This window comes from Alcanivorax limicola, assembly GCF_019931215.1.
GTDB lineage: Bacteria > Pseudomonadota > Gammaproteobacteria > Pseudomonadales > Alcanivoracaceae > Isoalcanivorax > Isoalcanivorax limicola.
Genome location: NZ_JAIOUB010000002.1, coordinates 376,500 through 391,408 on the forward strand (window position 1 = coordinate 376,500; position 14,909 = coordinate 391,408).

A 14,909-nucleotide genomic window follows, 5' to 3' on the forward strand; every position below is an offset into this window, starting at 1 on the left:
TGAAAAGGTTCCATCGCGCACTTTCTGTATTGTGGCTACTTTCCGATACAGAAGCTTGAAAAAATGCGGCCCAGCAGGTCATCGGCACTGAAAGCCCCGGTGATCCCCTCCAGAGCCTGCTGTGCGGCGCGCAAATCCTCTGCCAGCAGCTCTCCGGCCGCCTGACCGTGAAGCTGGGCCGTACCATGATGCATGGCCGCAAGGGCCTGCTCCAGCGCCACCAGGTGGCGCCGCCGTGCCGAGTAAGGACTGGCCGCGTCGCTGTGGAATCCTGCGGCCTGAGTGAGATGTTGGCGCAGCGCCTGAAGGCCGTCGCCCGAGGTGGCGGAGATCGCCAGGGTGGCGTGGTCGACTGTCTGTATACCGGGCGCAAGTCCGGAAAGATCGGCCTTGTTGAGAATCACCGTGATCGGGATACCCAGTGACGAGAGGCGCTTCTCCTGATCTGGCAACAATTGATCGGTGTTCGCCAGCTGGCCCGGTGTGACAGTCTGGGAATCCACGACCAACAGGATGCGATCTGCCTGTTCCAGCGCTGCCCAGGCCCGCCGGATACCTTCCTGCTCCACCTGGTCTGGAGATTCCCGCAGACCAGCCGTGTCGATGATGTTCAACGGCATGCCGTCAATCTGGATGGTCTCCCGCAACAGATCCCGGGTTGTACCGGCTATGTCGGTAACAATCGCTACCTCATTGCCTGCCAGTGCATTGAGAAGTGAGGACTTACCCGCGTTGGGGCGCCCGACAATCACCAGCGTCATGCCATCCCGTAGCAGGCTACCCTGGCGCGCATTCGCCAGAACCTGTTGCGTCGCTGCAATCAGTGCCGCCAGATCACCGGCCACCTTGCCATCACTGAGAAAGTCGATCTCTTCCTCGGGGAAATCAATCGCTGCTTCAACATAGATCCGCAGCTGGATCAATTGCTCCACCAGCGCATTCACCTCCAGGGAGAATACGCCCCGCAAGGACCCTGCGGCTGCCCGGGCAGCACTGACCGTGCCGGCATCAATCAGATCAGCGATGGCCTCAGCCTGTGCCAGGTCCAGCCGATCATTGAGAAAGGCGCGCAGGGAAAATTCACCCGGCCGGGCCTGTCGCGCGCCGTGATGAAGGCAGGTTTGCACCACTTGATCCAGCAGCACCGGGCCACCGTGCCCCTGCAATTCCACCACATCCTCTCCGGTAAAAGAATGTGGCCCCGGAAAGCTGAGCACCAGGCCCTCATCGATGACGACGCCATCCGGCGCGTGGAATTCTGTGAAGTGGGCGAAGCGGGGTTTGAGAGACAGACCGGGGCGAATCAAGCGCGCGGCGATGCGTTGTGCGTCAGAACCGGAAAGACGTACCACGCCGATACCGCCCCGACCCGGGGCGGTGGCGATAGCGACGATGGTGTCCTGATCCGGCTGCATCAGCAGATATTACATGAGGTGGGCCGAGGGCCCACCTTACTCGTTCTCGATCCGGCGAGTGATGACCCACTGCTGCGCGATGGAGAGGAGGTTGTTGGTCAACCAGTACAGCACCAGACCTGCCGGGAACCACAGGAAGAACACCGTGAAGATGACCGGCATCCATTTCATCACCTGAGCCTGGGTCGGGTCCGGCGGGGTCGGGTTCAGACGCATCTGGAACCACATGGAGGCGCCCATCAACAACGGCAGGATAAACCAGGGGTCCATCAGCGACAGATCCTGAATCCAGCCAAAGAAAGGCGCCTGGCGCAGCTCGACAGATTCCAGCAACACATAGTAGAGCGCGATGAACACCGGCATCTGCACCAGGATCGGCAAACACCCGCCCAGCGGATTGATCTTCTCTTTCTGGTAGAGCTTCATCAGCTCCTGGGACTGCTTCTGCCGATCGCTCTTGTGCTGCTCACGAATGCGCTGCATCTCCGGCGCCACCTTGCGCATACGCGCCATGGACCGGTAGCTGGCTGCGGACAGTTTGAAGAACGCCAGCTTGATCAGCAGGGTCAGCAGAATGATCGCGATACCCCAGTTGCCGACACCAAAGCCCACGTCGAACTGGTTACCGAAAATACTGATCTGGCCGCTTTGCAGGAACACCAGCACTGCGAAGATCGGCTGGGAGATGAACCACAGCCAACCATAATCCACCGTCATGTGCAGACCGGGACTGATGGCTCTCAGATTATCCTGTTGCTTGGGGCCGGCATAAAACTCGGTATAAAGCACGCCTTCGCTGTTCGGGGCGACCGTCGTTGTCGGCGACATGAAGCGCAGGATGTATTCATCCTGGTTCTTACGATAGACGCTACTGAAGGTATGACGCTCACTCGGATCAGGAATCCAGGCGGACAGGAAATAGTGCTGGATCATGGCCACCCAGCCCGCTTCCTGGGTGGTGCGCAGATTCTCATCGCGCATATTGGAGAGCGTCAGTTTGTTGTAGGGCTTATCGCTGCTCCAGTATGCACCGCCCAGATACGTCGGCATGGGAATAAAGCCAGCGGAAGACTTACCCGGATCGTCGGAACCGTCCCGCTTGATCTGACCATAAAGCGCGCCCTGCCAGATCTCATTGGTGTTGTTACGCACAATGTGAGAATGACGGATGAGGTAGCTGCCACGCTCGAAGGTAAATCGCTTGATAATTTCAGCGCCGCTGTCCTGGCGATAGTACAGGTCGACATTCAGCTCATGCTCGTTCTCGCTGAGTGTGTAGCGTGCCTGTTCGGCCTGCCAGGTAGGGCGACCTTCTGCACTGTCGGTGCCATTAGCCCCAACAATACCGCTCTGGGCCACATAGGTCCGGGCGCTGGAGCGTTCCAGCAACACAAAGGGTTCATCAGGCGTATCGACCTGGCGCGGATAATCAAGCAGGGAAATGCGAACGATATCGCCACCCAGCCGATCAATTTCCAGTTCCAGGATATCGGTGCGTACAGTAATCAGCCGTTCGGCTGTGGCACTGGGTGCCTGGTTCGCCGTGGCAGGGATGGCTTCGTCCGCGGCAGCGGACGAAGCGCGCGGCGCTTCCTCTGCAGAAGGGATGTCATCATCACCATTCGCATTGGCCGCAACCGCCGCAGGACGGTCGCCCCCTTCGTCGAAGCTGTCGCCGAGGGTATCACCGGGCACAGAGCCCTGATCCCGGGTAACGGTAGCATGGTCGACTTCCGGAGCCCTGCCGTAATCTTCCTGCCAGGCAAGAATCATCAGGTAGGTGACCACGGCAATCGCGGTAAGAATCAGAGCGCGCTGGATTTCCATAATTCGGGCTTTTTGGCGGCGAGAAAATCGGCGGGCAGTGTCTCAAGCCTGATGGCGCTTGGCAAGCAGCTTGTCCCAGAGGCTATCGATCTCGGCCCGCAGGATTGCGGCATCAGGATGCTTCAGATTGCCACGCAGGATAACTACGATATCAAGGCCGGCCAGCTGCTCGGGGCGCTGACGAAACCTTTCCCGCAGCTGGCGTTTGGCCAGCGCACGGTCTACAGCACGTTTGGCGCGCTTACGGCCAATGACCATGCCGAGCCGATGCAGATCGGTCTGGTTTTCACGGGCTAGAAACAGGAAGTGGCGTCCACCGACCTTGTAATCAGGCTGGTTGAATACACGCTGGAAGGCGGCAGGCTGGAGGAGACGATTGGCACGAAGAAATCGATAGCCCTGGCGCGGTTTGTCGAGTTCGTGCGTCCCCGCTTCATGATCACCTGCGCCGGGCTCGCCAGTTATACCGGTCATGAGCGCAGCGTCGAGGAGATCAGCAAGCGGGGCAAAAGAACGCAGACAGAGGTCAGACAGTCAGCCGCTTGCGGCCTTTGGCACGACGACGATTGATGACCGCACGGCCGTTCTTGGTTGCCATGCGGGCACGGAAACCATGGGTGCGCTTGCGCTTCAGATTGCTCGGTTGAAATGTACGTTTCATTGCATCATCCCCACGGGATCAGCTGGTCTTGAGAAGGGCGGCAATTCTAGGGGAGCGGTTCCCCGGTGTCAAACGGCGATTTCCGGGCGGCCTACGGAGTGCGGACTGCTTATTATTATATCTTTTATATATTTAAGTCTTTTAAGGTAATAGTGATAGTAATAGGCAAACGGATTTCAGTGGATAAGTTTGAAAAGTCAATATAAAACATACAGTTAACCTGTGTGTAAACGGTTGGTATCCCGGTGCGGCAAGGGCCGGGAAGCTGGGGAGAACCGGTGGATGGCGGTGGATGAAAACAGTCCACCGTTCCATGCACAGTGTTGTACCGACCTTGTGCGCCCTGTCGCGCCCAAGGTTATCCACAGAAAAAAGAGGGTGCGGGGGGCACAGTCCGGGTGTGGAATGGCTGTGGATAACGGCTGCCTGCAGGGTTAGAATGCCTGCTTCATTTACGTATGTACCAGATGTATGTACCAGCGAAAGGCAGGGACGTGTCCGAAGAACTCTGGAACCGGTGTCTGGCCCGTCTTGAAGACGAGCTTCCCGCGCAGCAATACAGTATGTGGATCCGGCCCCTGCAGGTTGTCGCGTCTGCGGACGGCGGCGAGCTGATCCTGTTTGCCCCGAACCGTTTTATTGTCGACTGGGTACGGGACAAGTACCTGGACCGTATCGGCGAGCTGATGGGGGAACTGCAGACCGGGCCTGTGCCCAGCATCAACATGAAGGTCGGCGCTTCGCGGCCGCAGGTCGTATCGTCTGTGCTGTCTGCCGGAGAAGGCGCTGGCGGTGGCAATACAGCGGGCAGTTCACAGGGCAGTGCAGCCAGCAACCCGTCCGGTAGCCCCGTGGGGCAGGTTGCGTCGTTGCCAGGGAGCTACTCGCAGTCCAGCGCCCCCACGGTGACGCCCACCCGGGAAGCGGCGCAGGGGGGCAGCCAGGCAGCCACAGCGCCCAAACATCGCAGCAACCTCAATAGTGCCTTTCTGTTTGATAACTTTGTGGAAGGCAAGTCCAACCGGATGGCCGCAGCCGCCGCGCAGCAAGTGGCTGAGAATCCGGGCACCCACGGCTATAACCCCCTGCTGCTTTACGGGGGCGTGGGCCTGGGCAAGACGCACCTGATGCATGCCGTGGGCAATGGCCTGCTGCGCCGTAACCCCAACGCCAAGGTGGTCTACCTTCACAGCGAACGCTTTGTCGCCGACATGATCTCCGCACTGCGGAACAAGACGATCAATGAGTTCAAGCGGTTCTACCGGACCGTAGATGCCCTGCTGATCGATGATATCCAGTTCTTTGCCGGCAAGGAGCAATCCCAGGAGGAGTTTTTCCATACCTTCAATGCCTTGCTTGAGAACGGCCAGCAGATCATCCTGACCTGCGACAAGTTTCCCAAGGAGATCGACGGGCTGGAGGAACGGCTCAAGAGCCGGTTCGGCTGGGGCTTGTCCCAGCCCATGGAGCCGCCGGAGCTGGAGACTCGCGTCGCGATTCTGAAGAAGAAGGCAGAGGAAGCCCGTATCGAGCTGCCCAACGATGCGGCCTTCTTTATTGCGCAACGTATCCGGTCTAATGTGCGTGAACTGGAAGGTGCGTTGAAGCGGGTGATCGCCCATGTGCGCTTCACAGGGGCACAGCTGGACATCGCCCTGGTGAAGGATGCGCTGCGGGATTTGCTGGCCATACAGGCACGCCAGGTGAGCGTGGACAACATCCAGCGTACCGTGGCGGAGTACTACAAGATCAAGATAGCGGACTTGCTGTCACCCCGTCGCAGTCGGTCTGTGGCCAGGCCGCGACAGATGGCCATGGCGTTGTCGAAAGAGTTGACCAGCCACAGCCTGCCGGAGATTGGCGCGGCGTTTGGTGGCCGTGATCATACTACTGTGTTGCATGCTTGCCGGAAGATGAAAGAGCTGCGGGAAGGGAGCACCGAGATCGAAGAAGATTATCAGAACCTGCTGCGCAGTCTGACCTCCTGATTAACCATATGGAATGTAGGGGAATAATATGAAATTCACCATCAACCGCGAGCTGCTGCTGAAGCCCTTGCAACAGGTGGCCGGGGTGGTCGAGCGGCGCCAGACTTTGCCGGTGCTCTCTAATGTCCTGCTTGAAGTCACGGACTCGCAGCTGGCCATCACCGGCACAGATCTGGAACTGGAACTGGTTGCCCGGCTGGGGCTGGAAGGCGAAGTCCTCGGTGGTGAAACGACGGTGCCGGCGCGCAAGCTGCTGGATATCTGCAAGAGCCTGCCCGCAGAAGCAGACCTTCGTTTTGAGGTGGATGGCGAGCGCATGATCGTCCGCTCTGGCCGCAGTCGGTTCACCCTGTCTACCCTGCCGGCATCAGAGTTCCCGAATCTGGAAGACGATATCGGCGGTGCTGCCCTGGATGTGGCGCCGGACCAGCTGCGCAGGCTGATCGACAGCACGGCCTTTTCCATGGCCCAGCAGGATGTCCGTTACTACCTCAACGGCATGCTGGTGGAATTGCGTAAAGGACGTCTGCGCACCGTGGCCACAGACGGTCACCGTCTGGCGATGGCCGATGCGGAGATCGAGGGCATCACGACAGAGAGTCAGGTTATCGTGCCGCGCAAAGGCATCATGGAGCTGGCCCGCCTGCTGGGTGATGTGAGCCAGCCGGTCAAACTGACCGTGGGCAATAACCATGTGCGCGTTATCGCCGGTGATGTGACGTTTACCTCCAAGCTGGTGGACGGCAAGTTCCCCGAGTACGACCGTGTGGTGCCGCGGGAAGGACAGCGCCGGATACTGGCAGATCGGGAAACCCTGCGACATGCCCTGAGCCGGGTGGCCATTCTGTCCAACGAAAAGTATCGGGGCGTGCGTATCCAGTTGTCCGAGGCCAGCCTCAAGCTGCAGGCCAATAACCCCGAGCAGGAAGAAGCAGAAGAAGAAGTGTCCGTGGACTACCAGGGCACCGAGCTCGAGATCGGTTTCAACGTGAGCTATCTGCTGGATGTGCTGAACACCCTGCACGGTACCGAGGTACAGATACAGCTGGGCGACAGCAACAGCAGCGCTGTTGTCACAGATCCTAATGTGGCAGCGACACTCTACGTCGTCATGCCGATGCGCCTCTGATCGTGAAAGCGTGTTGTTCCGCAGCTCGGCTGGCTAGCCGGTCGGGCTGTGGTGCCCTCCCCCTCCTCCCTGACTTTCGATACTCCCCCCTATGCTGCAGCGCCTCGTACTGACAGCGTTCCGCAACTATTCCCGTGTTGAATTCGAACCCGGCCCTGGTGTGAACCTGGTGTTTGGCGATAACGGTTCGGGCAAGAGCAGCTTGCTCGAGGCGGTATACCTGCTCGGTTCAGGCCGGAGTTTCCGCAGTGGTCGATTACAGCGGTTGGTGAATGAAGCGGCGCAGGAAACGGTGCTCTATGCGGAAGTGCTGTCTGATGAGCGGCAGCATCGTCTGGGTATGGCACGCACGAGACAGCAGTTTTCTGGCTTGAAGCTGGATGGCGCCAGTGTGCGCGGGCTGAGTGATCTGGCCCGATTACTGCCAGTTCAGGTGTTTCACCCCGGTACGGTGGATATCGTGGAGGGTCCATCATCCGGTCGAAGGCGCTTTCTCGACTGGGGATTGTTCCACGTGGAACAATCTTTCCTCGGTGATTGGCGTGCCCTCAATGTGGCGCTCCAGCAGCGAAACCGACTGCTGCGCAACGGGCGCCCTGATGCCCGAGAAATAGCGCCATGGGACCAGCAAGTTGCGTTGTCATCTGCTAGAATCAGTCAGTTGCGTAGTGGGTACCTGGAGGCTCTCAGGCCCTACCTGGATGAGGTACTGGTTGATATCGGCGAGCTGCCGGAAGTGACCATGTCGCTCTATCAGGGCTGGGCAGAAGGTGAGGATCTTGCGGACCTTCTCCGTGCCGACCTTGCTCGGGATTGCGAGCGAGGTCATACCGGCAAGGGTGCACATCGGGCCGAACTGCGGCTTGGTAGTGTAGCCGGGCCGGTTCGGGATGTGTTTTCCCGCGGCCAGCTGAAGACCCTGAGTTATGCCCTGCTGCTGGCCCAGCTGAATCTTCTGATTCGTGGACGTCAGGGAAAATGCCTGATTCTGGTGGATGATTTGGCCTCAGAACTGGATAACGCCCACAGCGGCGCGGTGCTCAAGGCCCTAAGGGCCTTGAAGCAGCAACTGATTATTACGGCATTGTCTGCCGACGCCCTGCCCGATCTGGCAGCGGAAGATGATGTCAAAGTGTTCCACGTGGAACATGGCAGGCTTGATCAAGTGCCCTGATTGCCAGGAACCATGGCCTCTGGGTGGATGCGTTGAACGGAAAGAGCGGCAAACCGCAAAGGGAAAACGATGACCGAGAAAAAGTACGATTCCTCGAATATCAAGGTGCTCAAAGGCCTGGATGCGGTGCGCAAGCGCCCCGGCATGTATATCGGGGATACGGACGACGGCACTGGCTTGCACCACATGGTGTTCGAGCTGGTGGACAATTCCATCGATGAGGCGCTCGCAGGCCACTGCTCTGAAATTCAGGTCATCATCCACCCGGATGAAAGCGTCACTTGCTCTGATAATGGCCGTGGTATCCCGGTTGATATCCACGAAGAAGAAGGGGTATCGGCTGCCGAGGTGATCATGACCGTGCTGCATGCCGGCGGCAAATTCGATGACAACTCCTACAAAGTATCCGGCGGCCTGCATGGCGTGGGCGTTTCCGTGGTAAATGCCCTGTCAGAAGAACTCAAGCTGTCTATTCGGCGTGACGGCAAGCTCTATGAGCAGATCTATCGTCACGGGGTGCCGACAGAACCCCTGAAAATGGTGGGTGACACCGACGGCACCGGCACAACCGTGCGCTTCCGCCCCAGCCCGGAAACCTTCACCGACATCAATTTCCACTTCGATATTCTGGCAAAACGCCTGCGGGAACTGAGCTTCCTCAACTCTGGCGTGCGTATTCGCCTGCGGGATGAGCGTTCAGACCACGAAGATATCTTTGAATACGAGGGTGGCCTGGCTGCCTTTGTGACCTACCTCAATGGCGTGAAAACGCCGCTGAACAAGGTTTTCCACTTCCAGGTAGACCGCGAAGACGGCATCGGCGTTGAAGTGGCGCTCCAGTGGAATGAGTCCTACAACGAAAACCTGTTCTGTTTCACCAACAACATCCCCCAGCGGGATGGTGGCACACACCTCGCGGGCTTCCGGGCGGCGCTGACGCGTACCCTGAACAGCTATATGGACGCGGAAGGCTTCCTCAAGAAAGAGAAGGTGGCGACCTCCGGTGACGATGCCCGGGAAGGCCTGACCGCCGTGATCTCCGTGAAAGTGCCGGATCCGAAATTCTCCAGCCAGACCAAGGACAAACTGGTGTCCTCGGAAGTGAAGACTGCCGTCGAACAGACCATGGCGGAACGTTTCCAGGATTACCTGCTGGAGCACCCGTCCGAAGCGAAAATCATCGTACAGAAGATCATTGATGCGGCCCGGGCACGGGATGCCGCCCGTAAAGCGCGTGAAATGACTCGCCGCAAGGGCGCGCTGGATATCGCGGGCCTGCCCGGCAAACTGGCAGATTGCCAGGAAAAAGACCCTGCCCTGTCCGAACTCTACATTGTGGAGGGTGATTCTGCGGGCGGCTCAGCCAAACAGGGCCGTGATCGCCGGAGCCAGGCGATTCTGCCGCTGAAAGGCAAAATCCTGAATGTGGAGAAAGCACGCTTCGACAAGATGATTTCTTCCCAGGAAGTGGGCACCCTGATCACGGCATTGGGCTGCGGCATTGGTCGGGACGAGTACAATGTGGACAAGCTGCGTTATCACCGCATCATCATCATGACCGATGCTGACGTGGATGGCTCCCATATTCGTACCCTGCTGCTGACGTTCTTCTTCCGCCAGTTGCCCGAGCTGATCGAGCGCGGCTACATCTATATTGCCCAGCCGCCGTTGTACAAGATCAAGAAGGGCAAGCAGGAAAACTACCTCAAGGACGATGTCGCCCTGGAGGAGTACCTCACCAATATCGCGCTGGATAAAGGTGCCCTGCTTCCGGGTAACGGCGCACCGCCTATTACCGGCGAGCGCCTGGAAAGCCTGATTCGCGAGTACCGTGGCGTCATGAAAGTGGTTGCCCGCCAATCCCGGATTTTCCCCTCGTATGTGCTGGAGCAGCTGATCTACGTGCCGTCTCTCAATGAAGACCGCATGAGAGATGAAAGCTTCATGGCAGAGTGGTGTGAAAACCTGGCCGTACGCTCGAATCGCAACAGTGACGAGACCCAGCGCGTTGTCATCACGCCGGTGAAAGATACCGAGCGTGGCTGGCTGCTACCAAGTGTGCAAGTACTTGCTCACGGTGTGTCCCGCGAATACCGCATCTCTTCGGATTTTATCGCCTCACCGGACTACGCCCGTATCCGCACGTTGGGCGAAAAGCTGGAAGGTTTGCTGGCCGAGGATGCAGCGGTTGAGCGCGGTGAGAGCCGCCGTCCGATCCGCCATTTCGCCGAAGCGCTGGAGTGGCTTATGGTGCAAGCGCGCAAGGGCACCAGCATTCAGCGCTACAAAGGGCTGGGTGAAATGAACCCGGACCAGCTGTGGGAAACGACCATGGACCCGGGCAGCCGTCGCATGCTCCAGGTGACCATCGAGGATGCGATCGGCGCAGATCAGATCTTCACTACATTGATGGGCGATGACGTCGACCCCCGTCGACAGTTCATTGAATCCAACGCCTTGCAGGTCTCGAACCTGGACGTTTAAGCAGCATTATGGATTTAGTGACACAGTTGGCAGTATGAGGCGCCAAAATTTGTTGGCTTTTGCCAAACTGGGTGCCTGAACAACGAGCTTCAGGCTGCGATGACCGTCGCCCTGCGCAAAGCGCAGGGCACGGTCGGCGCTGCCCCGGCATGATAAACCGCCGAATCAGAATTAAAAATAATCATATATATCAATGCGTTATAATAAGACGCACGGCGATGTACCATCTTTTGCGCAGAGTGAAAGCCCTGCATTGGCAATCGGGTGGCGTGGAACTTGCAGAATGACCCCCCACGATCACCTTCCGGCTGGACACTGTTGCCTGGCAGCAGCCTTCCGATGACCAATCTGTGTTGAGGGAATTGAATGGATCGCCTACTGATGGTGGAAGACGATGACATGCTGCGTGCCGCAATCCGTGAGGTATTCAATCTCAAGGGATATGAGGTCACGGAGGCGGCTTGCGGCGCCACTTTTCTCGAGCAGGTGCCTAATCCGGCCCATGATCTTGTTCTGCTGGATCTCAATTTACCGGACGAGGATGGCCTGGTACTGCTACGCCGCCTGCGTGCGACCTCTGATGTGCCGGTGTTTGTTGTGTCGGGCAGAGCAGATCACGAAAGCAGGCTGACGGCGCTGGAGCTGGGTGCGGATGATTACGTTATCAAACCCTTCAATGTCCGCGAGCTCGAGCTGCGCGTGCGTAACTTCCTGGCCCGGCAACGTAATCGTAACCGGACGTCAGAAGAAGTGCAGCGCATCAGCTTCGGCTCCTGGACACTGCTCCCGGACCAGTGGAGCCTGCATGATGAACACGGGCATCGGCTGACGCTGACCCGCGGGGAGCTGGATATTCTGCTGGCCCTGGTCAAAGCCAAGGGCGCTGCGCTGACCCGCGAGCAGTTGGCCGATGTGCTGTCCCGCAATATCAATGGCAGCAATCCCGAGACGGTCACCGTGCTGATTTACCGGATGCGTAAAAAGCTGACCAGCGACCTGGACGGTGAGCAAGTCATCGTCACAGTACCCGGCATCGGTTATCGCCTGGGTCCAGAGGTCGTTCAGTCACCTGCCTGAACGACCCGTTAATATCATTACGCCCATACGGCTGTACGCGACGTATTTTCCCCTGCTTTCCTCGCTTCACCCTCCATTATCACGATCCTGTTCATAGGCTGTTCATCCGCGGTTCAGTACATATCCATGCCTGCTCGTAAACAATCATAGGTTGGGGGAACTCCCGCATGCGGGGGGTCCAGCGATGATGTTTACGGGAGAAACCAATGATCAATCGCAATCTGATCTTCGCGATGGCATTGCTGAGCAGTCTGTTGTCCGCAGGGCTTCATGCTGCACCGAACATGTCAGTACAAATGGTGGCAGAGAAAGAAATCATTGTGACAGACGAGCAAGGTGCCGAAACCGTTCAGCGCGTTGTCGCTGAAGATGCACTGCCAGGCGATGAAATCTTCTACACACTGACCTACCGCAACGACGGCACATCCGATGCCCGCGATATCCGCCTCGATAATCCTGTGCCCGCCGGCACGCGCTACGTCCCGGACAGTGCATGGGGCGATGGCACAGAAATATCTCTCGACACCAACACTGAGACAGGTCAGCTGACGGCTGTTCGGTGGCAGGTGTCGGAAATCCCTGCGGGCCGCTCCGGTTCTGTGGGCTTTTCAGTGATGGTTGAGTAATTCCGGCCCCGGCATCTGCTGGCTTACGGAACTGCCCGTTGATCACGCCAGGCGGGCTTTAGTTATAAAAAAAGGCGTACCAAGTACAGGGGAAGCAAGATGAAAACATTGATCCATCGTCAGATTGCGACGGTGTTGCTGGCGGGGGTGGCGTTCATGGCGACACCAGCACTGGCCAGTACCGCAGCAAACACAGTGATTCAGAACAGTGTCACGGTCAGCTTCAGCGATGCGGCAAACAATGCGCAACCGGACGTCACCGCCAGTGTCAGTATCACCGTCAACCTGGTCGCCTCTGCGCCCCTGGTTAGCGTGGATCCGACCAGCATCAATCCGGCAACCGGTAACACCTCCTATGATATCGATTACACGGTAACGGCAACCGCCAATGGCCCGGACCTGTATCTGATCTCATCTGCGTCAGTCAATACCGATATGAACGGCGCGCCCGCCTTTAGCGGTGCGGCATCTGTTGCGCTGGGTGCTACCACGGTTGCCAATCCGGCTTCTGCAGGTGACACCACCATCGAAGTACCCTTTGACGCGATTGCCGACGGTTCCGTCAATGGCCTGGCTGCCGGTGACACCATCATCCTTAACCCTGGCATGCCGAACGAAGAATCCGTTGTTATTGCAGCGGGCGGCATTGATGAAAGCACCGGCGCAAGCACCAACGTCGTTACGCTGACACTGGAGACGGCCCTTAATGAGTCACACGCAATCGGGTCGATCATCGGGCAGCAACGTACGGTAACCGTAACGGTACTGACAGCCTCCACGACGTTGCCGGCAACCAGCGGTACACACGTTGTCACCACAACCTTTACCTCCCAGGAAGATGGTGCTGTAACGGTGGACGGTGACGAGACCACGATAACGGTAGTGCGTCCTGTGCTGACGGTTCTCAAGTATGTCCGCAACGTCGACAACGCCGTGACGGGAACGGGCGCACGGACGGTCAACAGCGCGACCTATTACACCGCCGGTGTGGGTGGCAACCCGGGTGACCTGATGGAGTATCTGATTGTGGTCGACAACACCGCCGCCGGTGCGGTCGAAGCCACGGACATTATCATCACGGATCCGATCCCGCAGTTCATCACCTATGAGTCGGGCTCCTTGCGTATCGACCCCGCGACGGCGGATGCCAATGGTTCGGGGACCTGGCAGGTCGTTGCAGACGGCAGCAGTGACAATGATGCGGGGACCTACGACAGCGCTAACGAAACCGTCATTTTCTATGCCGGTGCCGGTGGTGATGACGCAACCGCCGAAGGTGGTTCCCTGGATGCGGACGAATTCAGCTTTGTGAAATTCCAGGTCCGGATCGATAACTGACAATAAGAAAAAAGATCGGGGCATGGCACGCCATGCTCCGATCTGTCAGGGGGATACAAATGTCTTACTTCAAACGCTGTCTGGCGGGGTTGGCCCTGTCAGTTGTTGCCGGGCCGGTGCTTGCATCGGTTGGCGGCGGCGCCACGATTCATAATGTCGCGACCATGAACTTTGACGGCGGCCAGATCTCGGCGCATGTCAATGTGCAGGTGCTGACCGTCGGGTCCACACCGACGATCGTTTCCACTTCTGAACAAGCCTTCTCCGGCGATACCGTTGTTGTGACCTACAGCGTCACCAACACCAGTAACGGCGCAGATACGTTTGATCTTCAGGTTTCCACCAATGACACAGGCGTTGCCGCGCCAGCCAATCTGGCTGTTGCACCGGCATCCCTGGTACTGGGTGCTTCTATCACCTCCCTGCCCTCCTCGGCCGGCACGGTATTCATTCCAGCCGGGTCGGAAACACATCTGGCACCGGGAGATCGCGTACGCCTGAACATCGGCGGTACGGATTACTTCTACACTTTGAGCAGTGTCACACCCGGCACGCCGGCGACGACGTCCGGCAACACGACGACACCGGAAGTAGCGACGGCGCTACAACTGGCGCCGGTCGGCAGTGCGCCCGCCATCATCGCCGGGAACATTCCGGTAGGCACGCAGATCGGCGAAGTGGGCAGCTTCACGGTAACGCTGGATGCAGGGGCAATCACCGTGCCGGGTACCGGCGGCAGCCACGAGATTGAAGTTCAGGGCAGCACTACCGCACCAGGCCCGGGCGGCCCGGGTGACGTGGTGGTATTCACCGACACCTCGGGTAGTGTCGCCGTACTATCTGGCGAAGCCACGCTGACCAAGGAAGTCCGCAACGTCACATTGGGCGGTGCCTTCGCCACCAGTGGAGTAACAGCTCGCCCGGGTGACGTGCTGGAGTACCGCATTACCGCGTCGACCATTCCCGGCGAAGATGTCACGGGTGCGGTGCTGACGGATCAGATCCCGCAATACAGTCGCTATGTCGAAGACAGCACTAACCTGAATGGCACTGCGTTTGGCGCACCGGACAGCGGCACCTTCCCGTTTGCGGGAACCGGTGCGGCGATCAACAGCCCCGGTGGCGCGACGGGTCAGATTCTGGATGGTGAAAGTGCGGTAGTACTCTTCCGTGTGACGGTCGAGTAACAC

12 protein-coding genes are annotated in these 14,909 nt (G+C 58.5%); 8 read left to right on the plus strand and 4 right to left on the minus strand.

Annotation, left to right across the window (positions count from 1 at the left end; genetic code table 11):
* Positions 1-35 precede the first annotated feature (35 nt).
* Genes mnmE through rpmH form a run of 4 tightly spaced genes read right to left on the minus strand, consistent with a single transcriptional unit; the run spans position 36 to position 3,903 of the window.
* Positions 36-1,418 carry a tRNA uridine-5-carboxymethylaminomethyl(34) synthesis GTPase MnmE gene (mnmE, locus tag K8B33_RS07690; RefSeq protein WP_396020976.1) on the minus strand — a complete coding sequence of 461 codons (1,383 nt, stop codon included), beginning with the start codon at positions 1,416-1,418 and terminating at the stop codon, positions 36-38.
* A gap of 33 nt (positions 1,419-1,451) precedes the next feature.
* On the minus strand, positions 1,452-3,242 hold the full coding sequence (gene yidC, locus K8B33_RS07695) for a membrane protein insertase YidC (RefSeq protein ID WP_223425263.1): 1,791 nt from the start codon (positions 3,240-3,242) through the stop codon (positions 1,452-1,454).
* Between the two features lie 42 nt (positions 3,243-3,284).
* On the minus strand, positions 3,285-3,716 hold the full coding sequence (gene rnpA, locus K8B33_RS07700) for a ribonuclease P protein component (protein WP_223425265.1): 432 nt from the start codon (positions 3,714-3,716) through the stop codon (positions 3,285-3,287).
* Between the two features lie 52 nt (positions 3,717-3,768).
* Positions 3,769-3,903, minus strand: a complete 135-nt coding sequence (gene rpmH / locus K8B33_RS07705) for a 50S ribosomal protein L34 (protein ID WP_223425267.1) — start codon at positions 3,901-3,903, stop codon at positions 3,769-3,771.
* A 494-nt stretch (positions 3,904-4,397) separates the two neighbouring features.
* Here rpmH and dnaA point away from each other — a divergent pair, with 494 nt between their 5' ends.
* The 8 genes from dnaA (at position 4,398) to K8B33_RS07745 (ending at position 14,906) form a co-directional block, all read left to right on the plus strand.
* Entirely contained in the window at positions 4,398-5,891 is a 1,494-nt protein-coding gene (gene dnaA / locus K8B33_RS07710; protein WP_223425269.1) for a chromosomal replication initiator protein DnaA, read from the plus strand.
* A 28-nt stretch (positions 5,892-5,919) separates the two neighbouring features.
* Entirely contained in the window at positions 5,920-7,020 is a 1,101-nt protein-coding gene (gene dnaN / locus K8B33_RS07715; RefSeq protein WP_223425271.1) for a DNA polymerase III subunit beta, read from the plus strand.
* 91 nt (positions 7,021-7,111) lie between these two features.
* Positions 7,112-8,194, plus strand: a complete 1,083-nt coding sequence (gene recF, locus K8B33_RS07720) for a DNA replication/repair protein RecF (protein WP_223425273.1) — start codon at positions 7,112-7,114, stop codon at positions 8,192-8,194.
* 69 nt (positions 8,195-8,263) lie between these two features.
* A complete protein-coding gene (gene gyrB, locus K8B33_RS07725; protein WP_223425275.1) occupies positions 8,264-10,678 on the plus strand; it encodes a DNA topoisomerase (ATP-hydrolyzing) subunit B in 2,415 nt (804 codons plus the stop codon).
* A gap of 366 nt (positions 10,679-11,044) precedes the next feature.
* The gene (locus K8B33_RS07730; protein ID WP_223425278.1) at positions 11,045-11,755 is read left to right on the plus strand and encodes a response regulator transcription factor; all 711 of its coding nucleotides are present in this window, start codon (positions 11,045-11,047) and stop codon (positions 11,753-11,755) included.
* A 206-nt stretch (positions 11,756-11,961) separates the two neighbouring features.
* A complete protein-coding gene (locus K8B33_RS07735) occupies positions 11,962-12,381 on the plus strand; it encodes a DUF11 domain-containing protein (protein WP_223425280.1) in 420 nt (139 codons plus the stop codon).
* A gap of 99 nt (positions 12,382-12,480) precedes the next feature.
* Entirely contained in the window at positions 12,481-13,719 is a 1,239-nt protein-coding gene (locus K8B33_RS07740; protein ID WP_223425282.1) for a hypothetical protein, read from the plus strand.
* 59 nt (positions 13,720-13,778) lie between these two features.
* Entirely contained in the window at positions 13,779-14,906 is a 1,128-nt protein-coding gene (locus K8B33_RS07745; protein ID WP_223425284.1) for a hypothetical protein, read from the plus strand.
* Positions 14,907-14,909 lie beyond the last annotated feature (3 nt).

Coding starts and splice junctions, on each gene's coding strand:
- yidC (WP_223425263.1), bottom strand. CDS start 3,242: ATGGAAATCCAGCGCGCTCTGATTCTTACCGCGATTGCCGTGGTCACC.
- rnpA (WP_223425265.1), bottom strand. CDS start 3,716: ATGACCGGTATAACTGGCGAGCCCGGCGCAGGTGATCATGAAGCGGGG.
- rpmH (WP_223425267.1), bottom strand. CDS start 3,903: ATGAAACGTACATTTCAACCGAGCAATCTGAAGCGCAAGCGCACCCAT.
- dnaN (WP_223425271.1), top strand. CDS start 5,920: ATGAAATTCACCATCAACCGCGAGCTGCTGCTGAAGCCCTTGCAACAG.
- recF (WP_223425273.1), top strand. CDS start 7,112: ATGCTGCAGCGCCTCGTACTGACAGCGTTCCGCAACTATTCCCGTGTT.
- gyrB (WP_223425275.1), top strand. CDS start 8,264: ATGACCGAGAAAAAGTACGATTCCTCGAATATCAAGGTGCTCAAAGGC.
- K8B33_RS07730 (WP_223425278.1), top strand. CDS start 11,045: ATGGATCGCCTACTGATGGTGGAAGACGATGACATGCTGCGTGCCGCA.
- K8B33_RS07735 (WP_223425280.1), top strand. CDS start 11,962: ATGATCAATCGCAATCTGATCTTCGCGATGGCATTGCTGAGCAGTCTG.
- K8B33_RS07740 (WP_223425282.1), top strand. CDS start 12,481: ATGAAAACATTGATCCATCGTCAGATTGCGACGGTGTTGCTGGCGGGG.
- K8B33_RS07745 (WP_223425284.1), top strand. CDS start 13,779: ATGTCTTACTTCAAACGCTGTCTGGCGGGGTTGGCCCTGTCAGTTGTT.